Annotated in this window: 21 protein-coding genes; 12 read left to right on the top strand and 9 right to left on the bottom strand. The window is 72.1% G+C overall.

Annotated elements, in window-relative coordinates:
• Nucleotides 1-90 precede the first annotated feature (90 nt).
• From AC07DW_RS29440 to AC07DW_RS29415, 6 genes are all read right to left on the bottom strand, one after another.
• A complete protein-coding gene (locus tag AC07DW_RS29440; RefSeq protein ID WP_079136721.1) occupies nucleotides 91-270 on the bottom strand; it encodes a hypothetical protein in 180 nt (59 codons plus the stop codon).
• A gap of 224 nt (nucleotides 271-494) precedes the next feature.
• Complete coding sequence (locus tag AC07DW_RS29435) at nucleotides 495-1,427, bottom strand: alpha/beta fold hydrolase (RefSeq protein ID WP_478860722.1); 933 nt, start codon at nucleotides 1,425-1,427, stop codon at nucleotides 495-497.
• Complete coding sequence (locus AC07DW_RS29430) at nucleotides 1,424-1,918, bottom strand: phage holin family protein (RefSeq protein WP_478860721.1); 495 nt, start codon at nucleotides 1,916-1,918, stop codon at nucleotides 1,424-1,426. The genes AC07DW_RS29435 and AC07DW_RS29430 overlap by 4 nt, the downstream gene beginning before the upstream one ends.
• 40 nt (nucleotides 1,919-1,958) lie before the next feature.
• Nucleotides 1,959-3,398, bottom strand: coding sequence for a Na+/H+ antiporter NhaA (nhaA, locus tag AC07DW_RS29425; protein WP_478860720.1), 1,440 nt, complete (start codon nucleotides 3,396-3,398; stop codon nucleotides 1,959-1,961).
• A 284-nt stretch (nucleotides 3,399-3,682) separates the two neighbouring features.
• On the bottom strand, nucleotides 3,683-5,638 hold the full coding sequence (gene acs, locus AC07DW_RS29420; protein WP_478860719.1) for an acetate--CoA ligase: 1,956 nt from the start codon (nucleotides 5,636-5,638) through the stop codon (nucleotides 3,683-3,685).
• A 260-nt stretch (nucleotides 5,639-5,898) separates the two neighbouring features.
• The gene (locus AC07DW_RS29415; RefSeq protein WP_478860718.1) at nucleotides 5,899-8,541 is read right to left on the bottom strand and encodes a bifunctional SulP family inorganic anion transporter/carbonic anhydrase; all 2,643 of its coding nucleotides are present in this window, start codon (nucleotides 8,539-8,541) and stop codon (nucleotides 5,899-5,901) included.
• A gap of 246 nt (nucleotides 8,542-8,787) precedes the next feature.
• On the opposite strand from AC07DW_RS29415, the gene AC07DW_RS29410 reads away from it, so the two are divergent.
• The gene (locus tag AC07DW_RS29410) at nucleotides 8,788-10,320 is read left to right on the top strand and encodes a polysaccharide deacetylase family protein (RefSeq protein ID WP_478860717.1); all 1,533 of its coding nucleotides are present in this window, start codon (nucleotides 8,788-8,790) and stop codon (nucleotides 10,318-10,320) included.
• On the opposite strand, the gene AC07DW_RS29405 is transcribed toward AC07DW_RS29410, so the two are convergent.
• On the bottom strand, nucleotides 10,308-11,294 hold the full coding sequence (locus AC07DW_RS29405) for an ATP-binding protein (protein ID WP_478860716.1): 987 nt from the start codon (nucleotides 11,292-11,294) through the stop codon (nucleotides 10,308-10,310). The genes AC07DW_RS29410 and AC07DW_RS29405 overlap by 13 nt on opposite strands.
• Nucleotides 11,295-11,405: 111 nt before the next feature.
• Between AC07DW_RS29405 and AC07DW_RS29400 the strand changes: the two genes are divergently transcribed.
• Nucleotides 11,406-12,269: a Fic family protein gene (locus AC07DW_RS29400; protein ID WP_478860715.1), complete on the top strand. Its 864-nt coding sequence runs from the start codon at nucleotides 11,406-11,408 to the stop codon at nucleotides 12,267-12,269.
• Nucleotides 12,270-12,782: 513 nt separating this feature from the next.
• Here the strand turns inward: AC07DW_RS29400 and AC07DW_RS29395 are convergent.
• Nucleotides 12,783-13,613: an HAD family hydrolase gene (locus tag AC07DW_RS29395; protein ID WP_478860714.1), complete on the bottom strand. Its 831-nt coding sequence runs from the start codon at nucleotides 13,611-13,613 to the stop codon at nucleotides 12,783-12,785.
• Between the two features lie 545 nt (nucleotides 13,614-14,158).
• Between AC07DW_RS29395 and ssd the strand changes: the two genes are divergently transcribed.
• Genes ssd through AC07DW_RS29360 form a run of 7 tightly spaced genes read left to right on the top strand, consistent with a single transcriptional unit; the run spans nucleotide 14,159 to nucleotide 19,002 of the window.
• Nucleotides 14,159-15,271, top strand: coding sequence for a septum site-determining protein Ssd (gene ssd, locus AC07DW_RS29390; protein ID WP_478860713.1), 1,113 nt, complete (start codon nucleotides 14,159-14,161; stop codon nucleotides 15,269-15,271).
• Complete coding sequence (locus AC07DW_RS29385; protein WP_478860712.1) at nucleotides 15,268-16,419, top strand: TadA family conjugal transfer-associated ATPase; 1,152 nt, start codon at nucleotides 15,268-15,270, stop codon at nucleotides 16,417-16,419. The genes ssd and AC07DW_RS29385 overlap by 4 nt, the downstream gene beginning before the upstream one ends.
• 11 nt (nucleotides 16,420-16,430) lie before the next feature.
• A complete protein-coding gene (locus AC07DW_RS29380; RefSeq protein WP_478860723.1) occupies nucleotides 16,431-17,261 on the top strand; it encodes a type II secretion system F family protein in 831 nt (276 codons plus the stop codon).
• Complete coding sequence (locus AC07DW_RS29375; protein ID WP_478860711.1) at nucleotides 17,258-18,022, top strand: type II secretion system F family protein; 765 nt, start codon at nucleotides 17,258-17,260, stop codon at nucleotides 18,020-18,022. The genes AC07DW_RS29380 and AC07DW_RS29375 overlap by 4 nt, the downstream gene beginning before the upstream one ends.
• 26 nt (nucleotides 18,023-18,048) lie before the next feature.
• Nucleotides 18,049-18,255 (top strand): DUF4244 domain-containing protein, encoded by a 207-nt coding sequence (locus AC07DW_RS29370; RefSeq protein WP_478860710.1) that lies wholly within the window; start codon nucleotides 18,049-18,051, stop codon nucleotides 18,253-18,255.
• Entirely contained in the window at nucleotides 18,242-18,607 is a 366-nt protein-coding gene (locus tag AC07DW_RS29365) for a TadE family type IV pilus minor pilin (RefSeq protein ID WP_478860709.1), read from the top strand. The genes AC07DW_RS29370 and AC07DW_RS29365 overlap by 14 nt, the downstream gene beginning before the upstream one ends.
• Nucleotides 18,604-19,002, top strand: a complete 399-nt coding sequence (locus AC07DW_RS29360; protein ID WP_478860708.1) for an Rv3654c family TadE-like protein — start codon at nucleotides 18,604-18,606, stop codon at nucleotides 19,000-19,002. Before AC07DW_RS29365 ends, AC07DW_RS29360 begins: the two co-directional genes overlap by 4 nt.
• Here AC07DW_RS29360 and AC07DW_RS29355 read toward each other — a convergent pair.
• Nucleotides 18,944-21,421: a DEAD/DEAH box helicase gene (locus AC07DW_RS29355; protein ID WP_478860707.1), complete on the bottom strand. Its 2,478-nt coding sequence runs from the start codon at nucleotides 21,419-21,421 to the stop codon at nucleotides 18,944-18,946. The genes AC07DW_RS29360 and AC07DW_RS29355 overlap by 59 nt on opposite strands.
• Before the next feature lie 78 nt (nucleotides 21,422-21,499).
• Here AC07DW_RS29355 and AC07DW_RS29350 point away from each other — a divergent pair, with 78 nt between their 5' ends.
• From AC07DW_RS29350 to AC07DW_RS29340, 3 genes are all read left to right on the top strand, one after another.
• Nucleotides 21,500-21,853 (top strand): STAS domain-containing protein, encoded by a 354-nt coding sequence (locus AC07DW_RS29350; RefSeq protein ID WP_003967428.1) that lies wholly within the window; start codon nucleotides 21,500-21,502, stop codon nucleotides 21,851-21,853.
• Nucleotides 21,854-22,129: 276 nt separating this feature from the next.
• On the top strand, nucleotides 22,130-22,588 hold the full coding sequence (locus AC07DW_RS29345; protein WP_478860706.1) for an ATP-binding protein: 459 nt from the start codon (nucleotides 22,130-22,132) through the stop codon (nucleotides 22,586-22,588).
• 237 nt (nucleotides 22,589-22,825) lie between these two features.
• Complete coding sequence (locus AC07DW_RS29340) at nucleotides 22,826-25,216, top strand: sodium-translocating pyrophosphatase (RefSeq protein ID WP_478860705.1); 2,391 nt, start codon at nucleotides 22,826-22,828, stop codon at nucleotides 25,214-25,216.
• Nucleotides 25,217-25,405 lie beyond the last annotated feature (189 nt).

The following is a 25,405-nucleotide window of genomic DNA, read 5'->3' as shown; positions in this document are numbered from 1 at the left end:
GAACCCCCGCCCCTTCACATGGACGAAGAGCGCCGACGAGATCCTCGAACGCCTGGCCTCATATCTTAATCGAATTCCCGGCGCAGGACACTAGTCGCGTGTGTGGCGAAGGCGCGCCGAGACCCAGCGGGCCCGGCGGCGGAGGATACGGGGGATCCCGAGTCGGGGGTCCGGTCCCTGGGCGACCGGCGGGCCGCTCCTCGGGGGAATCGGCGCGGAGGCCGAGCGGCGGTTCCGTGCTGAGTCAGCGTAGTCGTGCGTCCAGCCCATACCCCGACGTTTGCCCGGGCGCCATGGTCGGTAACCGTCCCGGGGGCCGCCAATTGGCCTATGCGCCAGGCAATTGGCTGATCGTCACACCATCATTTCGTCAGGTACTCGTGTGACCGTCCCACACCCTTCGGGCCGTCCACCCGTGCGGCGAGTCCACCCGTGCAGGGCGCCCGGCCGCGCGTGCCGCGCCCGGCCGCGCCGCGCCCGGTCGGGCACGGCTCCTAGCGGTCCGGTTCGGGGTCCTTGAGCCAGTTGATGAGCTCGGTGGAGAACGCCACCGGGTCCTCCTCGTGGGGGAAGTGGCCCAGCCCGTCGAACAGCCGCCACCGGTACGGCGCTTCGACGTACTCGCCCGACCCGGCCGCGCTCCGCGTCCGCATCGCCGGGTCCAGGGAGCCGTGCAGGTGCAGCGTCGGGACCCGTACCGGACGCTTCATGCGCCGGTTGAACTGGATGCCGTCCGGGCGGGCCAGCGACCGCACCATCCACCGGTACGGCTCGATCGAGCAGTGCGCCGTCGACGGGATCGTCATCGCCCGCCGGTACACGCCGAGCGCGTCCTCGCCCGGCTCCTCGCCCGGCCCCGACCAGTCGCGGATCAGCCGCCCCACCAACGCCGCGTCGTCCGCGACGAGCTGACGCTCCGGCAGCCACGGCCGCTGGAAGCCCCACACGTACGACCCGGCACGCGACTGGGAGAAGTCCGACAGCATCGCCGAACGCCACCGGCGCGGGTGGGGCATCGACGAGACGGCCAGCCGGCGCACCAGCTTCGGCCGCATCACCGCCGCCGTCCACGCCAGGTACCCGCCCAGGTCGTGCCCGACCAGCGCGGCGTCGGGCTCGCCGAGCGAGCGCACCACGCCCGTGATGTCGAGCGCCAGGTTCGCCGGGTCGTAACCCCGCGGCGTACGGTCACTGCCGCCCACGCCGCGCAGGTCCATCGCGACGGCCCGGAACCCGGCGTCGGCCAGGGCGGGCAGCTGGTGCCGCCACGTCCACCAGAACTGCGGGAAACCGTGCAGCAGCAACACCAGCGGGCCGTCGCCCATCTCGGCGATATGGAAGCGCGCCCCATTGGCCGCGACGTCACGATGGGTCCAGGGACCATCGATCCGTACGGGACTGCCGGTGTTGCTCTCAGGGACGGTCATGCAGACGAGCGTGCCACAACCTCGGCCTCGTCCTTGACCGCAAGGGCGGGACGAATCGGACGACCGGCGGTGTCACGCGGATGGGGCTTGGCGTTGCCGAGCACGGCGGCCGTCCGCTTGGCCGAGGCGATCGACCGCTCCGGCGGCTTGACCTGCTTGAACTTCGTCACCGCGAGCAGCGCCATCAGCCCCGCCAGCACCAGGTAGGCGCCGCCGACGATCAGGAAGGACCAGGCGAGCCCCAGTCCCAGGTTGTGGATGCCGTACGCCGCGGCGAAGCTCAGCACGGGGAGCGAGAAGAGGGCGAAGACACCCGCGACGCTGATGGCCGCCCCACCCATCGCGCCGCGCTTGACGTCCTGTCGCAGTTCGGCCTTGGCCAGCGCGATCTCGTCGTGCACCAGCGCGGACATCTCGGCGGTCGCCGAGGCGACCAGCTGGCCGAGACTGCGCTCCGCACCAGGTCCACCATTGTCGGCGGGGTAGCTCATCGTCTCGCTCCCTCTTCTTCTCCTACGGTCCGACCTCAGATCATGCCGGACGGTCGCCGTCCGTGCGCGATGCCCCCGCCACTTCCGTGCCCGTGGCCGCCGCCTCGGCGAGTCGCCGGTGCTCGGCGGCCTTCCTCTCGTGGATCTCCGCCATGCGCAGGTGGTACGCCGGGTCGTGCTCCTCGTACACGTCCGGGATGCCGTCCATGTCGTCGTCGCGCTCCTCCTCCGCGAGCAGCGCCTGGTACTTGCGCACCCGTAGCTTCAACAGGATCGCGGCGAGCACGGCGGCGATGAGCGAGCCCATCAGGACGGCCGCCTTGATCTCGTCCGTCAGCGCCGGGTCCCCGCCGAAGGCCAGCTCGCCGATGAGGAGCGAGACGGTGAAGCCGATGCCCGCGAGCGTGGCGACGGCGAAGAGGTCCGCCCAGGTCAGGTCCTCGTTGAGTGACGCCTTGGTGAAGCGGGCCGCCAGCCACGTACCGCCGAAGATGCCCACGGCCTTGCCGACCACCAGACCCAGCACCACACCGAGGGTCTCGGGCGAGGTGAACACATCGGCCAGTGCGCCGCCGGAGACGGACACGCCCGCCGAGAACAGCGCGAACAGCGGCACCGCGAGACCGGCCGACAGCGGGCGCACCAGGTGCTCGATGTGCTCGCCGGGGGACTGCTCCTCGCCCTCGCGGCGGGTGCAGCGCAGCATCAGGCCCATGGTGACGCCGGCGATGGTGGCGTGGACGCCGCTGTTGTACATCAGGGCCCAGACGACCAGCGCGAGCGGCACGTACACGTACCAGCCGCGCACGCCCGCGCGCAGCAGCAGCCAGAACACGACGAGCCCGGCGACGGCGCCGCCGAGCGCCGCGAAGTTCAGGTCGCTGGTGAAGAAGACCGCGATGATCAGGATCGCGAACAGGTCGTCGACGACCGCGAGCGTGAGGAGGAAGGCGCGCAGCGCGGACGGCAACGAGGTGCCGATGACGGCGAGTACGGCGAGGGCGAAGGCGATGTCGGTGGCGGTGGGAACCGCCCAGCCGGCCAAGGAGCCGTCGCCGATGACGTTGACCAGCGTGTAGACGAGAGCGGGGGCGATCATTCCGCAGAGTGCGGCGATCACCGGGAGTGCGGCCGCCTTCGGGTCGCGCAGTTCACCCGCGACCAGCTCGCGCTTCAGCTCGATGCCGGCGACGAAGAAGAAGACGGCGAGCAGTCCGTCGGCCGCCCAGTGCTGGACGGACAGGTTCAGGCCGAGGGCGGCCGGACCTATGTGGAAGTCGCGTACGGATTCGTAGCCCCCGCTGACCGGGGTGTTCGCCCAGACGAGGGCGGCGATGGCGGCGAGCAGGAGCAGGACGCCGCCGACGGTCTCCGCGCGGAGCGCGTCCGCGATGTACGTCCGCTCGGGGAGCGGGAGGCGGGCCAGGAACGTGCGCGGAGCGCTCGACGTGGGCGGGGTGCTGGGCTTCGGCGCGGCCACGGTGGCGGACCTCCGGTCGGTTCGGCGGGCATGACGAAACGCATTGCCGACCAGACTTCCCGGCGCACCTGAGACCTATTGTCGTACGGACCTGTTGTCGTTTTGTTGACGCGGTGCTCACCCTACCCGGCGTGCGCAGGGGCATATCCGGCGAATGCCACTTTATGCGTGAAGAGGGCGTCCGGCGCGCCGGTGCCGGACGCCCTCTCCTGTGCTTTCGGTGCTTCCCGTGCTGCTGCGCTTCCTGCGCTTCCTGCGCTTCGCCGGTGGTCGACCGTGCCGGGTCAGTCCTCGCTGGAGGCCGACGGCAGCTTGGTCTGGATGAGGTCCATGACGGACGAGTCGGTGAGGGTGGTGACGTCACCGAGCTGCCGGTTCTCCGCGACGTCCCGCAGCAGACGGCGCATGATCTTGCCGGAGCGGGTCTTGGGCAGTTCGGCGACGGGCAGGACGCGCTTGGGTTTGGCGATCGGGCCGAGGGTGGCGCCGACGTGGTTGCGCAGGTCGTCGACGAGGGCGTCGTCCTCGCTGGCGGTTCCGCGCAGGATGACGAACGCCACGATGGCCTGGCCGGTGGTCTCGTCGGCCGCGCCGACGACCGCCGCCTCGGCGACCTTGGGGTGGGAGACCAGGGCGGACTCGACCTCGGTGGTGGAGATGTTGTGGCCGGAGACCAGCATGACGTCGTCGACCCGCCCCAGCAGCCAGATGTCGCCGTCGTCGTCCTTCTTGGCCCCGTCACCGGCGAAGTACCTGCCCGGGAAGCGGGACCAGTAGGTGTCGACGAACCGCTGGTCGTCACCCCAGATGGTGCGCAGCATCGAGGGCCACGGCTCGGTCAGGACCAGGTAGCCGCCCCCGCCGTCGGGAACCTCGTTGGCCTCGTCGTCGACGACGGTGGCGCTGATGCCCGGCAGGGGCCGCTGCGCGGAGCCGGGCTTGGTCTCGGTGACGCCCGGCAGCGGCGAGATCATCATCGCGCCGGTCTCGGTCTGCCACCAGGTGTCGACGATCGGGGTCTTCCCGGCGCCGATGTTCTCCCGGTACCAGATCCACGCCTCGGGGTTGATCGGCTCGCCGACCGACCCCAGCACCCGCAGGCTGGAGAGGTCGAACTTGGCGGGGATGTCGTCGCCCCACTTCATGAACGTGCGGATGGCGGTGGGCGCGGTGTAGAGGATCGTGACGCCGTACTTCTGCACGATCTCCCAGAACCGGCCCTGGTGCGGGGTGTCGGGCGTGCCCTCGTACATCACCTGCGTGGCGCCGTTGGCCAGCGGCCCGTAGACGATGTACGAGTGGCCCGTCACCCAGCCGATGTCGGCGGTGCACCAGTAGACGTCGGTCTCCGGCTTGAGGTCGAAGACCGCGTGGTGGGTGTACGCCACCTGGGTGAGGTAGCCGCCGGAGGTGTGCAGGATGCCCTTGGGCTTCCCCGTCGTCCCCGAGGTGTAGAGGATGAACAGCGGGTGCTCCGCGCCGAACGCCTGCGGGGTGTGCTCGGCCGGCTGACGGGCGACGATGTCGTCCCACCACACATCCCGGCCCTCGGTGAAGGCGGTGTCCTGGCCCGTGCGGCGCACCACCAGGACGTGCTCGACCTGCGGGCACCTGGCGACGGCCTCGTCGATGGCCGGCTTGAGCGCCGAGGGCTTGCCACGCCGGTAGCCGCCGTCGGCGGTGATGACCAGCTTGGCGTCGGCGTCCTGGATACGGGAGGCGACGGCGTCGGCCGAGAAGCCACCGAAGACGACCGAGTGCGCCGCGCCGATCCGGGCGCAGGCCAGCATCGCCACCGCCGCCTCGGGGATCATCGGCAGGTACACCGCCACCCGGTCACCCGCGCGCACACCCAGTTCGGTCAGCGCGTTGGCCGCCCTGCACACCTCGTCCTTCAGCTCGGCGTAGGTGATGGCCCGGCTGTCGCCCGGCTCGCCCTCGAACTGGATGGCGACCCGCTCGCCGTGGCCCGCCTCGACGTGGCGGTCCACGCAGTTGTACGCCACGTTCAGCTCGCCGTCGGCGAACCACTTCGCGAAAGGCGGGTTCGACCAGTCGAGGATCTCGGTCGGCTCGGTGGCCCAGCTGAGGCGACGCGCCTGCTCGGCCCAGAAGCCAAGCCTGTCCGCCTCGGCCCGCTCGTACGCGCCCGCCGTCACATTGGCGTTCGCAGCCAGCTCGGCGGGCGGCGCGAACCGCCGCTCCTCCTTCAGAAGGTTGGCCAGGCTCTCGTTGCTCACGACATCTCCCATTCCCGGGGCGTCCGATGTGTCCCAGCCCATAGCTCATCAGCCAGATGCCCGGGTGACAAGAGCTTCCAGGCCATTGGTTTAGACCTCTCGGCCGACAGGTCCTGCGGGGTATCGGCTGACGGAGTGAACGGGACCGGGTGGTCAAGTGACCCCTCCTCCCCGGGCGGTGGGGAGAAGGGGCCACCGCCCACTCCCACGGATCCGGCCCGCCGGAGGTTCACACGCGGGGGAGCGGGCCGGCCACTCGGTCAGGCGGGGGCACCCTCCCTGGGCGACGGCGACGGCGACGGCGACGGCGACGGGGCGGGGGACTGCGGGGCCGACGGGTGCGGGGCCGGGGCGGATCCGGCCGCGGGGGACGGGGCGGAGGACGCGGAAGAAACGTGGGGCGGAGCTGGCGTGAGTGAGGTGGGGGACGTGTGTGACGTGGGGGAGGTGGAGGGCGCGGGCGACAAGGGGTAGCGGGAGCGGTTCGGCAGGGGCTGGGCCGACGGAGCCACCCAGTGGAAGACGTCGCTCTCCCCTTCCGCGCTTCCGCCGGTCACGCGGCTGTCGGCGTCCGACAGCAGGTAGGCCTGCGCCTCGCCCACGTGGAAGTACATGCCGTGCAGCTCCAGCGTGCCCTCGGCGAGCCGTCGCGCCACGGCCTCGTGCGCCTTCAGGTGCTCCAGCTGCTGGACCACGTTGGTCAGGCAGAGCTGCTCGGCCGTATCGACGGGCAGCCGGCCCGCACCACCGGCCGGCCCACCGGTCAGCCGGGCCCAGGTGCGGTGCGTGTTGCGCATCCGCTCCAGGCTCGGCATCCCGTGCCGCAGCCAGCGCCGCAGCGGGGTCTGAGGCGCGTCCGGGTCGCTGTTCAGCAGGGCCTGCATCGCCCCGCAGTCCGAGTGGCCGCACACCGTGATGGACTGCACGCGCAGCACGTCCACCGCGTACTCGATGGCCGCCGCCACGGAGTCGTCCCGGCTTTCCGCACCCGGCAGCGGCACCAGGTTGCCGACGTTGCGCACGGTGAACAGGTCGCCAGGGCCGCTGGCCGTGATCATGCTGGTGACGAGCCGGGAGTCGGCGCACGTCAGGAAGAGCTGCGACGGCCGCTGCCCCTCCCGCGCGAGCCTGGCCAGCTCCTCGCGCACCAGCGGCGCGGTGTTGCGCTGGAAGGAACTGAGCCCGCTGGCCAGCTGGTGTCCGTTCGTCCGGTGCTTGGGCTCGGCCTCCGGGTGCTCACCGCAGTGGTGGTTGCGCCAGGGCGTCCACGGGCGGCAACAGGCGTGCGCGCCGGCGCCGGGTTCGGCGATCCGCAGGCCGGTGCGGCCGGTCATCTCGACGTGCCCGCCCCGTGCCACATGGGACGTCTGCCAGTCCTGCAGCGTCTCGTAGGCCGCGTGGTCCATGAACGATCCGTCCAGCTCCACCACGGCGCTGGCTCCCTGCGGCACCTGGTGCAGGGCCCGGCTGAGCCGGGGGACGGCCAGGAAGGTGAGCTGCCCCCGGACCTTGATGTGCTCGACGTCCCCCTGGGTCTCCTTGGTGATCCGCGTCCTCGTCAGCCGGTGCATGGCGACGGCACTGGCGACGACGATGCCCAGCGCCACGCCCTCCAGGATCCCGATCAGGACCACTCCGGACACCGTCACGGCGTAGACCAACACCTCGCGGTGGCGGGTGACGCTGCGGATGTGCGTGATGCTCACCATCTGGATGCCGATGACCATGACGAGCGCGGCGAGCGCCGGCAGCGGGATCAGATCCAGTACGGGTACGAGGACGAGGGCGGCCAGCACCACCCACAGTCCGTGCAGCATCGTGGAGTGCCGGCTCACGGCGCCCGCCGACACGTTGGCCACGCTGCGCACGGCGACGCCCGCGACCGGCAGCCCGCCGAGCGCGCCGGAGATGATGTTCGCGGCTCCCTGGCCCGCCAGTTCCCGGTCGAGGTCGGAGCGCGGCACGTGGACGGTGGTGTCCTTGCGCGCGGCCACCAGCTTGTCGACGGCCACGGCCGACAGCAGTGACTGGACGCTGGTGACGAGCGTGATGGTGAGGACGCCCACGGCGATGCCGAGGACGGGCCCGTCCGGCAGCCCGGGAAGCGCGTGACTGCTCCACGACGGCAGGTCGACACGGGGTACGCCGATCCCGGCGGCGATGGCCAGGACCGTCGCGGCGGCCACGGCGGTGAGCGCCGCCGGTACCTTGCGCAGTACGCGGCCGGCCCGTCCGGGGAGCCGGGGCCACGCCAGCAGGACGACGACGGTCACCACGCTCACCGACACCGCGGCCGTGTGCAGATCGGCCAACTGGGCCGGGAGCCCGAGGAAGTTGCGTACGGCCGAGCTCTGCGGCGTACCGCCCAGGACGACGTGGAGCTGGGCGAGGGCGATGGTGACACCGATCCCGGCCACCATGCCGTGCACGATCGCCGGTGACACGACGAGGGCGGTCCGCGCCACCCGCAGCGCCGACAGCGCGAGTTGGGCGAGCCCCGCCAGGACGGTGATGGCGCAGGTGGTGAGCCAGCCGTACTTCTGGATGAGCTCGGCGGTGACCAGGGTCAGTCCCGCGGCGGGCCCGCTGACCTGGAGCGGCGAGCCGCCGAGCCGGCCGGCGACGATACCGCCGACCGCGGCGGCCACGAGCCCGGCCTGGAGCGGCGCGCCGGTCGCGAGGGCGATGCCGAGGGAGAGCGGCAGCGCGATGAGGAAGACCGCGATCGAGGCGGAGATGTCGGCGCCCGCGACACGGAAGCGGCGTCCGCCCCCGGCCGGTGGCGGGCTGTGCGGCTTGTTCTTGGATCGGAGCCTCACAGCGGCACGGAACGCACGGCCGGAGCGGCCGGGCGGATCAGTGATGCCGGTGTGATTGGTGCGGGCCGGAATGCAGGCAGTCATGGGGTTCCCGTCTCCTCCGGGGCGGCGCGGTCGCGGTACGGCGGGTCGAACGAACGTCGGGTCGCGGCCGTGGGTCACGGCGTGCAGTGGCGGGAGAAGTGCCAACTCTCTGTAAACAGATCGTAATGGAGAGTAAAGATTCCGGCATTATTTTCGATGCATAAAGGGCAATCTTTCACCTGATTCGGTGATTAATCGGTCTAGTACGGCTTGTCCTATCTTCATATCCCCCTTCGTGGTGCGACCTTGACGGCGCTCGCAGCAGAGATCTCCGTGGACCACGAGAAGGGTGGGCGGAAGATGGCCGCCACGAAGAAGACCCCCACGAGTGGGCTCGCCGCCCGCAGGAACGCCCTCCGCCGCTACGCACTCGACGCCGTCCGCACGGTCGCCGCCGTCCGGCAGGCCGTGCGCGGAACGTCCGGCGCCGCCCGGCGACCCGACGCGCACGGAAGGTCCGCCGGCGGACCGGGCTCCCGCGGAACCGCCCCCCGCAGGACCGGCGCGCGCGGCCGCCCCGCCGGCACGATCACCGTCGCGGCCGGTGTGGCGGTGGCCCTGGCGGCGGGCTTGGCCGGATGCACCGGGTCGGACGAGGACACCGAGGGTGCGGCCGGCCCCAAGCGGGTCAAAGCGCCCAAGAGCGTCGTCCGCCTCATCGGCGACGGCTCGACCGCATACACCGGCGCCCAGCCGGGGCTGAAGAAGCCGCAGCGCCTCAAGCCCGGCGAGAAACCGCCCCAGTTCGTGGTCTTCTCCTGGGACGGCGCGGGCGAGGACAGCCAGAAGCTGTTCTCCCACTTCCGCAAGGTGGGCAAGCGGTACGGCGCGACGATGACGTACTTCCTCAGCGGCGTCTACCTGCTGCCGGAGGAGAAGTCCAAGCAGTACGTCCCGCCGGGCCACGCCCCCGGCCGTTCCGACATCGGCTTCAACGACACCGAGGGCATCCGCGCCACGGTGCGCGAACTGCGCGGCGCCTGGCAGGAGGGCAACGAGATCGGCACCCACTTCAACGGCCACTTCTGCGGCCCGGAGAGCGGTGTCGGCACCTGGTCCGTCGAGGACTGGAAGAGCGAGATCTCCCAGGCCAAGTCCTTCGTGAAGCACTGGAAGACCAACTCCGGCCTGGCCTCCGAGAAGCCGCTGCCGTTCGACTACGACACCGAACTCATCGGTGCCCGCACCCCTTGCCTGGAAGGCCGGGACAACTTCGTACGGGCCGCGAGCCAGCTCGGCTGGCGCTACGACACCAGCGGCGTCAACAACCAGGTCTGGCCCGGCAAGGACGAGGGTCTGTGGGACCTCTCGCTCCAGATGATCCCCATCCCGGGGCGGTCCTTCGAGACGCTGTCCATGGACTACAACTTCCTGGTCAACCAGTCCGGAACGACCAAGGGCGCGCCCTCCATGCACCAGTTCTGGGGCAACCAGTTCCGTGACGGGATGCTGCAGGCCTTCGAGCGCGCGTACAACGGCAACCGCGCCCCCCTGATCATCGGCAATCATTTCGAATCCTGGAACGGCGGCACCTACATGCGCGCCATCGAGGAGACGATCGCCCAGGTCTGCGTCCGCAGTGAGGTGCGGTGCGTGTCGTTCCGGCAGCTCGCCGACTGGCTGGACGCGCAGGACCCCGCCGTCCTCGCCAAACTGCGCACCCTCAAGGTCGGCGAGGCCCCCAAGGACGGCTGGCCGGCCTTCCTCGCGGCCCGGCCGGTCACCGCCGCCTCGCCGGCCGTCCCGGCCGGTCCGCCCGCCCGGCGTCAGGCGGGCTGAACGGCACCGAGCCCTTGACCGAGGACGAAGCCGGGGTCGACCTGCGCCGCCAGGTCGGCTCCCGTCTTCGCGTTGCCCCAGCTCTCCGCGTTCTTCAGGTGGAAGTGCACCATCTGGCGCGTGTAGCGCTCCCAGTCGCGGTGCCGGTACGAGTCGTCCGCCGCGTTCTGCAGGGACTGCAGCGCCATCCGGTTCTCGGCCTCGAGCAGCTCGAAACGAGCCGGCCGGCCCTTCTCCATCGAGCGGACCCAGTTGGAGTGGCCGACCGTGACGAGCAGGTCGTCCCCGATCTCCTCGCGCAGGAAGTCGATGTCCTCCATGCCCTGCACCTTGTTGCCCACGACCCGCAGCGCGACACCGAAGTCGCGCGCGTACTCCTTGTACTGCCGGTACACGGAGACCCCCTTGCGGGTCGGCTCGGCGACCAGGAAGGTCATGTCGAACCGTGTGAACATCCCCGACGCGAACGAGTCCGAGCCGGCCGTCATATCGACGACGACGTACTCCTCCTCCCCGTCGACCAGGTGGTTCAGGCACAGCTCCACCGCCCCGACCTTCGAGTGGTAACAGGCCACTCCGAGGTCGGCCTCGGTGAACGGCCCGGTCGCCATGAGCCTGATCTCGCCGTCGTCCAGGTGTACGGGGCGGGCGCACGCCTCGTAGATCGGGTTGTCCTCGCCGACGCGCAGCAGGCGGGACCCTTCGCCCGGCGGTGTGGTCTTGATCATCGTCTCGGCGGACGGGATGCGCGGGTTGGTACCGCGCAGGTACTCCTTGATGAGCGGCAGGTGCGAACCCATCGCCGGCAGCGCGGCCGCTGCCGCCTCGTCGAGGCCCAGCGCGGCCCCGAGGTGCTGGTTGATGTCGGCGTCCACCGCGAGGACGGGGACCTCGTTGGCGACCAGGTGGCGGATGAAGAGGGAGGACAGCGTCGTCTTCCCGCTGCCGCCCTTCCCTACGAAAGCGATCTTCATATTCAGATAGCGTAGCGGTGTGTAGTGGTGTGATTGCCCCACGTGCCCATCCGTATGACGAAGGCCACTCCAAGGTGGGTCGCCGGGGGTGGGCGCGTAGCCTCGCTACCTATGAGTACGAATCCCGCTGACCCCCTGGTCGCGCTGGGGGCGCTGCCCGGTGTGCCCGGTGCCGTGGACTCCGTTCGCAAGGCCGTCGACCGGGTTTACGGGCACCGCGTGATGCGGCGCCGCAGCACCGAGGTGACCTCCGAGGCGGCCCTGCGCGGCGCGCGTGGCTCCGCCGCCCTGTCGGGAGCCGACTGGGCTCTGGAGGAGGTGCGCCGGCGTACCGACTTCAGTGGGGACGCGGAGGCGCGGACGGTGGGTGCCGCCCTGCGGCTGGGCGCGGAGGCCGGCCAGCTGCTGTCCATCTGGCGGCAGTCCCCGATGCGGGTACTGGCGCGGCTCCACCTGGTCGCGGCGGGCGACCCCGGCGTCGCGGCCGGTACCGGGGCGAGTGGGCCGGCCGGAGTGGTGGCGGACTCGGTGGGACGGCCGCGGCGGGACGGCGAGCCCGTCGACGAGCCCCTGATCGAGGCGCCGCTTCCGGGCGCCGACGAGGTCGCGGGCCGGCTCGAGGGGCTGGCGGACCTGATCGTCGCCGGCGGCGAGGCCCCGGCTCTGGTGACGGCCGCCGTGGTGCACGGTGAGCTGCTGGCGCTGCGGCCGTTCACCTCGTACAGCGGACTGGTGGCGCGGGCGGCCGAGCGGATCGTGCTGATCGGCAGTGGACTGGATCCCAAGGCGATCTGCCCGGCCGAGGTCGGCCATGCGGAGCAGGGGCGCGCGGCGTACGTCGCGGCGTTCGAGGGCTATCTGTCGGGCACCCCGGAGGGTATGGCGGCCTGGATCGCCCACTGCGGTCGGGCGGTGGAGCTGGGCGTGCGGGAGTCGACCGCGGTGTGCGAGGCGCTCCAGCGCGGAGCGGCGTAGGAACCGAGGGCCTGTTGGCGGCGGGGCTCCGGTCGGCGAACGTCGGCCGGTGCCGGCCGGACCGGCCGGTGGGGGAGTGGCAGGGTTGCGGCGGTACCGCCTGAGCGGTACCGCCGCTGGCACGTCCGCCGAGTTACCATGCGTCCTCGATATGTGCCCATCAGGCGGGGACTTTGCCCGACGCCTGGTGCGGCTGGCCCGTAATCGACGGGTCGACGTCGCGTGGGTGCTCAGCTTCCGTGCTGTTCGGTCCGTGGGGCCTTCTTGCTCAACAGGTGATCCTTTCGGATGTCCTCGGTCTCGCGGGCCGTTAAGTCCTTTGTACTCCCGTACGGGGGGATACGAAAGACCTGCCTCCACTTTTTACCCGAGGGCCGGACATGCCCCGATGCCCGCTGCCTGCTGTTTCCCGCCCGCCACCGGTGTCGTGCCTGCCTCCGGGGTGCGGTTGTCCGCCGGATGGTGCGGAGAGCCACGGGGCCGGAGGGCGACGCGTGCGGTGCGGCGGACCCGTCACGCCGACTGTCGGCGCCGGCTGGCGTACCAGACCAGGCCCGCCGTGGCCGCGGCCGCGCCGACGGCCGCGGCGGCCACCAGTGCGGGGCGCGGCGGCATACGGAAAGCGGGCAGGCGCTGCTTCAGCCGGACCGGGCGGTTGAAGAGCAGAACCGGCCAATCGCGCGCGGCCGCCTCCCGGCGCAGTGCCCGGTCCGGGTTCACCGCGTACGGGTGGCCGACGGCCTCCAGCATCGGCAGGTCGGTGGCCGAGTCGCTGTACGCGTAGCAGCGGGAGAGGTCGTACCCCTCGGCCTCCGCGAGCTCCCGGATGGCTTCCGCCTTGGTGGGGCCGTAGGCGTAGTACTCGACCTCTCCGGTGAAGCAGCCGTCCTCGCCGACGACCATCCGCGTCGCCACGACCCGGTCGGCGCCGAGCAGCTCGCCGATGGGTTCGACGACCTCGGAACCGGAGGTGGAGACGATCACGACGTCCCGGCCGGCGGCATGGTGCTCCTCGATGAGGGACGCCGCCTCGTCGTAGATGATCGGGTCGATCAGGTCGTGCAGGGTCTCGGCGACCAGTTCCTTGACCTGCTGGACGTTCCAGCCCTTGCAGAGGGCGGAGAGGTACTCCCGCATCCGTTCCATCTGCTCGTGGTCGGCGCCGCCGGCCAGGAAGACGAACTGGATGTAGGCGGTCCGCAGTACGGCGCGGCGGTTGATCAGGCCGCCTTGGTAGAAGGACTTGCTGAAGGTCAACGTCGATGACTTCGCAATGACCGTCTTGTCCAGGTCAAAGAAGGCTGCTGTGCGCGGCAAGGAGTGGTTTTCCACGAGCCCGAGCATAGGTGCCCGCCATTCGGCGTACGCTGGGGCGTGTGGGTTTGCCTGAGAAGCCTCTCGGGTACACCATGGAAGTCACGGATCGTTCGCGACCGTGCTAACCCGGTCCGGCTCCTCCCCCCCCGAGTCGGCCGGAGAGACGACCCCCGCTCTCCCCCCCGGCGGGGGTCGTCGCACGTCCGGACGCGTTTTCGTCCGTTTCCGACGGCTCTGCTCGATCATCCCGTTCGCTCCCCCTCGCTTCGGCCGGGGAATGCTGCTGCCCCCTTTGCGTCACTCAGCGTAGCGGAAGCGCTGCTCTGCGGAAGTCGCTGGTATGGGTTGTCGAGATATTCACAACCGGTGAGTTATCCACAGTTTTAAGGCAAGATCCACTTCTTTTCCGAAAGTCGTTCACCGTGATTCCGGCTGCGATGTCCGCGGCGGAAGGAATCCCGGATCTCTCGTCGCGCCACAGCGCGACGCGGGGCTCGGCAGGGACGCCGCGGGCCGTTGACAGGTGCTCACCCGCCAGACGCGGTGAGCCACGGGAAATGGGGGAGGGAACCATGGCCGGATCCAGCACACCGGACCGGGCGGCGGTCACCGAGAAACGGCGGAACGGACCGCTGATCGTGACCGAGGACACCGAACTGCTCGACGATCTGCTGCGGTTGTGCGCCGCGGCCGGCGCGCACCCGCAGGTGTACCACGCGGTGCCGGAACACCGGGCGAGCTGGGACGCCGCGCCGCTGGTCCTGGTCGGCGACGACGCGGCCGACCGGTGCCGGGGCGCCACCCGCAGGCGGGACGTCCTGCTGGTAGGGCGTGACCCGGACGATCCCGAAGTATGGCGACGGGCGGTGGAGATCGGCGCGGACTGCGTGCTGCGGCTGCCCGAGGCCGAGAGCTGGCTGGTCGACCGGATCGCCGACGTCGTCGAGGGCTCGGGGCGGCAGGCGCTGACGGTCGGGGTCGTGGGAGGGCGCGGAGGCGCCGGGGCGTCGACGCTCGCCTGTGCGCTGGCCGTCACAGCGGCGCGCGAGGGACGGCGGACGATGCTCGTGGACGCCGACCCGCTGGGCGGGGGGCTCGACGTCCTGCTGGGTGGTGAGCAGGCGGAAGGGCTGCGGTGGCCAGATCTCGCCGCTTCCAAGGGCCGGGTGGCGGGCCGGGCGCTGGAGGAGGCGCTGCCCTCGCTGCGGGGCCTGCCGGACCTGAAGATCCTCAGCTGGGACCGGGGCGACGCCGTCGCGGTCCGGCCGGAGGCGATGCGTTCCGTGCTCGCGGCGGCGCGCAGACGCGGCGGCGTGGTGGTCGTGGACCTGCCGCGCCGGGTCGACGACGTCACCAAGGAGGCGTTGACCCAACTGGACCTGGGGCTGCTCGTGGTGCCCGCCGAGCTGCGGGCCGTCGCCGGCGCCCAGCGGGTGGCCGCAGCGGTGGGCACGGTGCTGCGCGAGCTGCGCGTGGTGGTACGCGGCCCGTACGCCGCCGGGGTCGAGGACCCGTGGATCGCGCAGGTGATGGGCCTGCCGCTGGTGGGGGAACTCCCGGTGGATCCCGGCCTCATGGCGGCCCTGGACGCGGGTGCTCCGCCGGGTGACAGCGCGCGGAGCCCGCTCGCCCGGTTCTGCGCGGCGTTCTGGGAGCGGGCGCTGGCCGGGGAGAGCGCGTCATGACGGCGGGACTGCTGGAAGCCGTTCGGCAGCGGCTCGTGGAGAGCGGCACGGATCCCACCCCCGCCGGTGTGGCGGCCGCGCTACGGGCGCAGGGGCGAGTGCTGGGTGACGAGGAAGTGCTCGGCGCGGCACAGGAGTTGCGGTGCGAACTGGTGGGCACCGGCCCGCTGGAGCCGCTGCTCGCCGATCCGGCGGTGACGGACGTACTGGTGTCGGCTCCGGACCGGGTGTGGGTGGACCGGGGCGCGGGGCTGGAGCTGTCGGGCGTCGCGTTCCCGGACGCGGCGGCGGTCCGCAGGCTGGCGCAGCGGCTGGCGGCGGTCGCGGGCCGGCGGCTGGACGATGCCCGGCCCTGGGTGGACGCGCGGTTGCCGGACGGCACGCGGATGCACGCGGTCCTGCCGCCGGTGGCGGTCGGGTCGGCCTGCCTGTCGCTGCGGGTGGTACGGCCGCGGGCCTTCTCACTGCGGGAGTTGGCGGAGGCCGGGACGGTTCCGCCGGACGGGGACCAGGTGCTCCGGGCGCTGGTCGAGGCACGGGTGTCGTACCTGGTCAGTGGTGGCACGGGGTCGGGGAAGACGACGCTGTTGTCGACGCTGCTCGGGCTGGTGGGCGAGCGGGAGCGGATCGTCCTGGCAGAGGACTCGGCCGAGCTGCGGCCGGATCACCCGCATGTGGTGCGGCTGGAGGCCCGTACGCCCAATCAGGAGGGCGCGGGCGAGGTGACGCTGCGGGACCTGGTGCGCCAGGCGCTGCGCATGCGGCCCGACCGGCTGGTGGTGGGCGAGGTGCGGGGGGCCGAGGTGACGGATCTGCTGGCCGCCCTGAACACCGGGCACGAGGGCGGTTGCGGGACCGTGCACGCGAACACCGCGGCCGATGTGCCGGCCCGCCTGGAGGCGTTGGGTACGGCCGCGGGGCTCGATCGCGCCGCGCTGCACAGCCAGGTGGCGGCGGGTCTGTCGGTGGTGGTCCACCTCGCGCGGGACAGGGCGGGGCGGCGCCGGGTCGAGGAGGTGCACGTCCTGGACCGGGACGTGCGGGGACTGGTCGTCACGGTCCCCGCTCTGCGCTGGGGGCCCGAGGGCTTTCGGTGCGAGCGGGGCTGGGAGCGGCTGCGGGCGCTGATCGGAGGTGTGCGGTGGTGACGGGACAGCCGATGTACGCGGCGGTGTGCGCGGGTGCGGCGGCCTGGCTGGTACTGGATCGGGAGCGGGGGTCGCGGCGGGCGCGGTTGCTGTTCGCCGGTGGCGGCGGGGTGCCGCCCTGGGCCGCGGGGCGCTGGCGACGGCGCGTGCCGGTGGTGCGGGTGCGGCGGGAGTGGCTGTGCCTGGTGGTGGCGGCGGTCCTGGCGGTGCTGGGGAGGTCGGTGCTGCCCCTGGTCGCGGGGGTGTGCGCCGTGCCGCTGGTCGGACGACGGCTGAGGGCCGCGGAGCGGTCCCGGGAGCGGGAACGGCGCGCGGACGCGGTGATCGCCCTGTGCGGTGCGGTCGCCGGCGAGTTGCGCGCCGGGTGGCAGCCCCGGCAGGCGCTGTTCTGGGCGGCGCGCACCACCGGGGCGCTGGGCGGCGAGGAGTCGGCGGTCCTGGCGGCGGCGCGGTTCGGGGGCGACGTACCGGAGGCGTTGCGGCGTGCGGGCCGGGAGGACGGCGCGGACGGGCTGGTGGGTCTGGCGGCCTGCTGGCAGGTGGCCGTGGACGGCGGGGCCGGCCTCGCGGCGGGCCTTGACCGGCTGGAGGCGGCGCTGCGGGAGCGGCGTGACCAGCGGGAACGGCTGAGGGCCCAGGTGGCGGGCGCCTGGGCGACGGTCGGCCTGCTGGCGGTCCTGCCCGTGGTGGCGCTCGCCATGGGCTGGGCGCTCGGCGCCGATCCGCTGCGGGTGCTGTTCCACACCCCGGCGGGCCTGGCCTGCCTGACGGTCGGAGGTCTTCTGGAGGCCATGGGCCTGTGGTGGGCCGGGCGGGTCGTACGCGCCGGGGAGGAGCCGTGAGCGGGTCACTGCTCCAGGGCGTGGAAGCCGCCGTGGCCCTGGCGGCCGGCGCGGCGTGGCTGGCCGGCACGGCTGCCGCCCGACGCAGTGAGCACCGTGCGCGCCGGCGGACCACTGCGTTGCTGGGGGCCGGGTACCGGCCGGCCCGTTCCCGGCGCCCCGGGTACGGGATGTGGGTGCGGCGGTGGGCGGCGCCGGCGGGGGCTGCCCTCAGCGGCTGGGTCCTGGTCGGCGGAGTCGCCGGGTGGGCCGTGGGCCTCGCCGCCGCGTACGGCGTACGGAGGTGGCAGCGGCGGCCGCGGCCGGCCGGCCGGGAGGACGCCGACGCCGTGGCGCGGGAGCTCCCTCTGGCGGCGGACCTGCTCGCCGCGTGTCTGTCGGCCGGTGCGGGTCCGCGTGAGGCGGCGGCGGTCGTGGGGGAGTCGCTGGGGGGCACGGTCGGCGACCGGCTGGCGGGAGCGGCGGCCGAACTGCGCCTGGGCGGCGATCCGGACGAGGTGTGGGGCCGGTTCGGTGCGATACCGGGTGCCGGACCGCTGGCGCGCTGCCTGGAGCGGGCGAGTGCCTCGGGCGCCCCGGCAGCCGAGGCGGTCACCCGGCTGGCCGCCGTGCTGCGCGCGGACCGGGCACGGCGGGCCACGGCCCGGGCGCAACGGGCACAGGTGCTGATCACCGCCCCGGTGGGGCTGTGTTTCCTGCCCGCGTTCCTGACGGTCGGGGTCGCCCCGGTGGTCATCGGGCTGGCGGGCGAACTGTTGTGACGGATCGACATCTCATGGGGGTTGGTATGGGGAACCGGATGCTGAAGGCCCTGGTGGCCCGGGTGCGCCGGGCAGGGGCACGCGGTGACGGGGGGATGACCACCGCCGAGTACGCGATGGGCACGATCGCCGCGTGCGCCTTCGCGGCCGTGCTCTACAAGATCGTCACGAGCGATGTGGTGTCGGGTGGGCTGCGGTCGCTGATCGGGAGGGCGCTCGATGCCCAGTTCTGACGTCGGCGGCGATCGCGGGTCGGTGACCGCCGAGGCGGCCACGGCCCTGCCGGCGCTGGTGCTCTTCACGATGGCGCTCGTGTGGGCGCTGGTGGCGGCGGCCGCGCAGATCCAGTGCGTGGACGCCGCCCGCGCCGGGGCCCGGGCGGTGGCCCGCTCCGAGCCGCGTGCGGAGGCGGTGGCGGCGGTCCGGGCGGCCGCGCCGAGCGGTGCCCGCGTGGCGGTGGAGCGCGCCGGGGATCTGTGGCGCGTCCGGGTGGAGGCGCCCACGCCGGGCCCTGGCTCGTTGCGGCTGACGCTGCGCGCGGAGGCGGCCGCCCTGGCCGAGGACACCGTGGGGGCGGAGCCGTGACCGGCCCGTCGGGTGGGCCCGCCCCGGGCAGGTGTCCGGGTGCGGACCGCGGGGCGGCGACCGTGTGGGTGGCGATGGCCGCCACCGTGATGTGCGCGGTGTTCGCGGCGGTCCTCGCCCTGGGGCAGGCGGTGGCCGCCCGGCACCGGGCGGGCGGCGCCGCGGACCTGGCGGCGCTCGCCGCCGCGGACCGGGCGCTGTGGGGCGCCTCCGACGCGTGCGGGGCGGCCGGCCGGGTGGCACGGGCGCAGGGGGCGGAAGTCGTGCGGTGCACGGTGCGCGGCGAGATCGCGGAGGTGGCGGCACGGGCCCGCTTCGGTCCGTACGCGCCCGTGGTCAGGTCGCGGGCGGGCCCTCCGGGGGCGCCTCCGGGGCCCCCCGCAGCAGTTCCGTGAGGAGCCGGACGGCGCCCCGCTTGTGCAGCGGATCGTTGCCGTTGCCGCACTTGGGGGACTGGATGCAGGACGGGCACCCCGCCTCGCACTCGCACGAGGCGATGGCGTCCCGGGTGGCGGTCAGCCACTCGCGCGCGGTGTGGAAGGCACGCTCCGCGAACCCGGCGCCGCCGGGGTGGCCGTCGTACACGAAGACCGTCGGCAGCAGCGTGTCCGGGTGGAGCGGGACGGACACCCCGCCGATGTCCCAGCGGTCGCAGGTGGCGAAGAGCGGCAGCAGACCGATGGAGGCGTGCTCGGCGGCGTGCAGGGCGCCGCCCAGCTGCTCGGGGTTCACCCGGGCGGCGTCCAGCTGGTCCTCGGTGACGGTCCACCACACGGCACGGGTGCGCAGGGTGCGCGGCGGCAGGTCGAGCTTCGTCTCGCCGAGCACCTCACCGGTGATCAGACGGCGGCGGAGGAAGGAGACGACCTGGTTGGTGACCTCGACGGAGCCGTAGCACAGGCGCCCGTCACCCCAGGGGATCTCGGTGTCGGTCTCCAGTACGGAGATGGCGGTGGTGTCGCGGGCGGTGGTGGAGTACGGCGGGTCGGCCCTCTCGACGAGGGCGACCGACTCCTTCAGGTCCAGTTCCTTGACCAGGTAGGTGCGCCCCATGTGGAGGTGCACGGCGCCCTCGTGGACGGCGGCGTGGGCGGCGGACTCGTCGACGGTGCCGAGCAGCCGGCCCGTACCGGCTTCGACGATCTGGACGGGGCTGCCGCCCTCGCCCCGGATGTCGGTGAGGTCGGCGGCCCGTTCCCGGCGGGTCCAGTACCACCCGGACGCCCGCCGCCGCAGCAGACCGGCGGACTCCAGTTGGGGCAGCAGCTCCGGGACGGCCGGGCCGAACAGGGCCAGGTCCGGTTCCGTGAGCGGGATCTCCGCAGCCGCCGCGCACAGGTGCGGGGCGAGGACGTAGGGGTTGTCGGGGTCGAGGACGGTCGACTCCACCGGCTGGCGGAACAGCGCCTCCGGGTGGTGGACCAGGAAGGTGTCCAGCGGGTCGTCCCGGGCGACGAGCACCGCGAGAGCGCCTTGCCCGGAGCGTCCGGCGCGGCCCGCCTGCTGCCACAGGGAGGCGCGCGTGCCCGGATAGCCGGCGATCACCACGGCGTCCAGGCCCGACACGTCGATGCCCAGCTCCAGGGCGGTCGTCGCGGCCAGCCCGAGGAGTTCACCGGAATGCAGGGCCCGCTCCAGGGCCCGGCGCTCCTCGGGCAGGTAACCGCCCCGGTAGGCGGCGACCCGCGCGGGCAGCGAGCGGTCGACCTCCGCGAGCCGCTCCTTGGCGATGACCGAGATCAGCTCGGCACCGCGCCGGGAGCGTACGAAGGCGACCGAGCGGACGCCCTGGACGGTCAGGTCCGTCAGGAGGTCGGCGGTCTCGGCCGTGGCGGTACGGCGCACCGGGGCGCCCTGCTCGCCCTGGAGGTCGGTGAGAGGGGGCTCCCACAGGGCGAAGACCAGTTCCCCGCGCGGCGAGGCGTCGTCGGCGACCTCGTGCACGGGCAGGCCGGTCAGCCGCCCGGCCGCCAGGGCCGGCTGGGCGGCGGTCGCGGAGGCGAGGAGGAAGACGGGCGAGGAGCCGTACCGGGCACAGACCCGGCGCAGGCGGCGCAGCACCTGGGCGACGTGCGACCCGAAGACGCCCCGGTAGGTGTGGCACTCGTCGATGACCACATAGCGCAGGGCACGCAGGAAGGAGGACCAGCGCGGGTGGGACGGAAGTATGCCCCGGTGGAGCATGTCGGGGTTGGTGAGGACGTAGTTGGCGTACTGGCGGACCCACTCGCGCTCCTCGACGGGCGTGTCGCCGTCGTACACGGCGGGCCGGATCCGGTTGCCCAGCGGTGCGGCGAGGGCCTTGACCGAGCGCCGCTGGTCGGCCGCGAGGGCCTTGGTCGGCGCGAGGTACAGGGCGGTCGCCCCGCGCCCGTTGGGCGCCTCGGAGCCGTCCAGCAGGGTGGACAGGACGGGGGCCAGATAGGCGAGGGACTTGCCGGACGCGGTACCGGTGGCGATCACGACCGACTCGCCGTCCAGCGCGTGCTCCGCGGCGGCCGCCTGGTGGGCCCAGGGGTGCTCGATACCCGCCGTATGGATGGCGTTGATCACTTCCGGGCGGATGCGATCGGGCCAGACGGCATGCCGACCCGCTCTTGGGGGCAGGTGCTCCGTATGAGTGATGCGCGCAGCCCGGTTCGCCCCTGCGGCGAGCCGGTCGAGGACCGTACCGGGGGAGGGGCGGGTGTCCCCGCTCTCGGGAGGTCGACTGGGGCGGTGATTCATGGCCATCGGCACCGAGTGTGTCACCGGCGTGACGGACAATGCTCCCAAGGCGTCGTGCATGGCTGCTGGTAAGTGATTGAATGCCATCGCGGCTGGCGATCCGTCCCCTGGCTCCGTCCGGAGAATGCGGGGGCGATCGCTCGATAGCAAGGTGCTGGAGGATCCGTGGACCTGTCCCTGTCGACTCGCAATGTGTCCGGCCCTGGTGGCGACCGTACGGTCGTCGAGGTCGGTGGCGAGATTGATGTGTATACCGCGCCCAAGCTGCGCGAGCAGTTGGTCGAGTTGGTGAACGACGGCAGCTACCACCTGGTCGTCGACATGGAGGGCGTGGACTTCCTCGACTCGACCGGCCTCGGCGTGCTGGTGGGTGGCCTGAAGCGCGTTCGCGCGCACGAGGGATCGCTGCGCCTGGTCTGCAACCAGGAGCGCATTCTCAAGATCTTCCGAATCACCGGTCTGACCAAGGTGTTCCCGATCCACACCACGGTCGACGAGGCCGTCGCGGCCACCGACTGACCGGCTCGGTCGTCCGGCCGGTTCGGTACGGGCCTGTTCCCGGCCGAGGCCGGACCGGACCCGTTCGGCCCAGTCGGCCGTCCGGTTTCCGTCCGGCCCGTTCCGGCGCGGCCGCCGGCCCCTGGGCCCGCGCCGCCCCGGTTCGTTCCTGACCCGGCCGGACGCCCACGGGCCGGTACGGCCGGTCGGCGACCGGCGGCTTCGGGAGGAAGAGCAGGGTGCCGGGCGTCCAGCCCGGTTCTCTGAAGGCACGCTCGCACGTCCGAGGGGGACCGTATGGCCACCGTTGAACTCCGCTTCAGCGCCCAGCCCGAGCACGTCAGGACCGCCCGTCTCGTGGCGGCCGCCGTGGCGCGCCGGGCCGGGGTCGACGAAGCCGTGCTGGACGAGGTCCGGCTCGCCGTCGGTGAGGCGTGCTCCCGTGCCGTGGGGCTCCACCGCAGCAACCACGTGACCTCCCCGATCCGGGTCATGCTGACCGAGGAGGAGAAGGCGTTCTCCATCGAGGTCGGCGACGAGGTTCCGGGCGCCGGCGTCGCGGCGGCCGATGCCGCCGGGGTACCGGGCTCCCGCAGTGCCGCTCCGGTGGAGGAGTTCGACGACGCCGAGGGCGAGGACGAGATGGGCCTCGCGGTGATCACCGGGCTCGTCGACGACGTCGAGGTGTCGGCCGGCGAGGCGGGCGGCGTCATCAGGATGACCTGGCCGACGAACCCCGCCGCCGTGCTGCCCTGACCCACCCGGCGGAGAAATGAAAGGCCCTGCTGAGCAGGGCCTTTTTGCATTTCCTAGATCGCCTCACCGGGCGCGAACGGTCCAAAGTCATTACTGCTTTCGAGTGGATTTGGCTCACCGCGCATTTGCCGAGTGGCGAGCAAAGGTCAATTCTGTTCTACGGCGCTCTGTTTTGATCAGGATCTGCTCCCTACAATCCGTCCACATCTTGAGCTCTTCTGACGTCAAGGAGGACGAATGGCGGGGCTCTTCACCACACACGTGTCCGACCACCCGACTTCACTCGCGGCCGCGGTTCTCACCGACGAAAACCGGATCATCGTGGCCGTCATCGCGGCGGTGGCCCTGGCCGCCCTGATCGTCGCCCAGCTGCTGGTGCGACAGGTACTGGCGGCCGGTGAGGGCACGGCCGCCATGAAAAAGATCGCGGCGGCCGTCCAGGAAGGCGCGAACGCCTATCTGGCCCGTCAGCTGCGGACCCTCGGCGTCTTCGCGGTCGTCGTGTTCTTCCTGCTCATGCTCCTGCCCGCGGACAATTGGTCACAGCGCGCAGGGCGATCGGTGTTCTTCCTGGTGGGCGCGCTTTTCTCGGCGGTCACCGGATACCTCGGCATGCGTCTCGCCGTACGGGCCAATGTGCGGGTCGCGGCCGCCGCGCGTGAGGCGACTCCGGCGCCCGGAGAGCCGGAAAAGGACCTGACGACCGTCTCGCACAAGGCAATGAAGATCGCTTTCCGCACGGGTGGCGTGGTCGGCATGTGCACGGTCGGCCTCGGCCTGCTGGGTGCCTCCTGCGTGGTTCTCGTGTACGCCGCCGACGCCCCCAAGGTCCTGGAAGGTTTCGGCTTGGGCGCCGCGCTCATCGCGATGTTCATGCGTGTCGGCGGTGGCATCTTCACCAAGGCCGCGGACGTCGGCGCCGACCTCGTGGGCAAGGTGGAGCAGGGCATTCCCGAGGACGACCCCCGCAACGCCGCGACCATCGCCGACAACGTCGGGGACAACGTCGGCGACTGCGCGGGCATGGCCGCCGACCTTTTCGAGTCCTACGCCGTCACCCTGGTCGCCGCGCTGATCCTCGGCAAGGCCGCGTTCGGAGACCTCGGTCTCGCCTTTCCCCTGATCGTGCCGGCGATCGGCGTGGTCACCGCGATGATCGGCATCTTCGCGGTCGCCCCGCGGCGCGCCGACCGCAGTGGGATGGCCGCGATCAACCGGGGCTTCTTCATCTCCGCCGTGATCTCGCTGGCCCTGGTGGCCGTCGCCGTCTTCGTCTACCTCCCCTCCTCGTACGCCTCCCTGGACGGCGTCACCGAGGCCGCGATCAAGGCGCACGGCGGCGACCCGCGCGTCCTCGCGCTGGTGGCGGTCGCCATCGGCATCGTGCTGGCCGCCCTGATCCAGCAGCTGACCGGGTACTTCACCGAGACCACCCGCCGTCCCGTGAGGGACATCGGCAAGTCCTCCCTGACCGGACCCGCCACCGTCATCCTCGCCGGCATCTCCATCGGCCTGGAGTCCGCCGTCTACACCGCGCTGCTGATCGGCCTCTCGGTGTACGGGGCGTTCCTGCTCGGCGGGACGTCGATCACCCTGGCGCTGTTCGCCGTCGCCCTGGCCGGCACCGGCCTGCTCACCACGGTCGGCGTGATCGTCGCCATGGACACCTTCGGCCCGGTCGCCGACAACGCCCAGGGCATCGCCGAGATGTCCGGCGATGTTCAGGGCGCGGGCGCGCAGGTCCTCACCGACCTCGACGCCGTCGGGAACACCACCAAGGCCATCACCAAGGGCATCGCCATCGCCACGGCCGTACTCGCGGCGGCCGCGCTCTTCGGGTCGTACCGGGACGCGATCGCCACCGCCGTTCGCGACGTCGGGGCCAGGGCGACGGAGATGAACCTGACCATGGACATCTCCCAGCCCAACAACCTCGTCGGGCTGATCCTCGGCGCCGCCGTCGTCTTCCTCTTCTCCGGCCTGGCGATCAACGCGGTGTCGCGGTCCGCCGGAGCGGTGGTCTACGAGGTGCGCCGGCAGTTCCGCGAGCACCCCGGGATCATGGATTACAGCGAGAAACCGGAGTACGGGCGGGTCGTCGACATCTGCACCAAGGACGCCCTGCGCGAACTCGCCACACCGGGGCTGCTCGCCGTCATGGCGCCCATCGCCGTCGGGTTCACCTTCGGGGTGGGCGCCCTGGGGGCCTACCTCGCGGGCGCCATCGGCACCGGCACCCTGATGGCCGTCTTCCTCGCCAACTCCGGGGGCGCCTGGGACAACGCCAAGAAGCTCGTCGAGGACGGCCACCACGGCGGCAAGGGCAGCGAGGCGCATGCCGCCACGGTCATCGGCGACACGGTCGGAGACCCCTTCAAGGACACGGCCGGCCCGGCCATCAACCCCCTGCTGAAGGTGATGAACCTGGTCGCGCTGCTGATCGCTCCGGCGGTCGTGCAGTTCAGCTACGGCGACGACGCCAGCGCGGGCGTACGCGCGGTGGTGGCGACGGTCGCCATCGTCGTCATCGTCGTCGCGGTGTACGTGTCGAAACGGCGCACGGTCGCCATGGGTGACGGGGACGACAACCACACCGAGCGGGTCACCAGCAAGGCCGCGCCCCTGTAACAGCCGTAACACCAAATCAGAGAGCGGGCGGGCGGGACGCGGTGGCGTTCCGTCCGCCCGAACGGCTCACTGGGCGGTGAGCCTTCTCTCTCTTTACTGCAATCGCACTTGTTTGTGGTTGAGTTGGGGTATGGCTGAGCTTGGGGTGGGGTTGGTTGAGGAGTGGGACGGGGTGCTGGCGGGGTTGCA

It is taken from the genome of Streptomyces sp. NPDC045701, from assembly GCF_056432045.1.
This window is presented reverse-complemented; position numbering and strand designations above follow the sequence as displayed.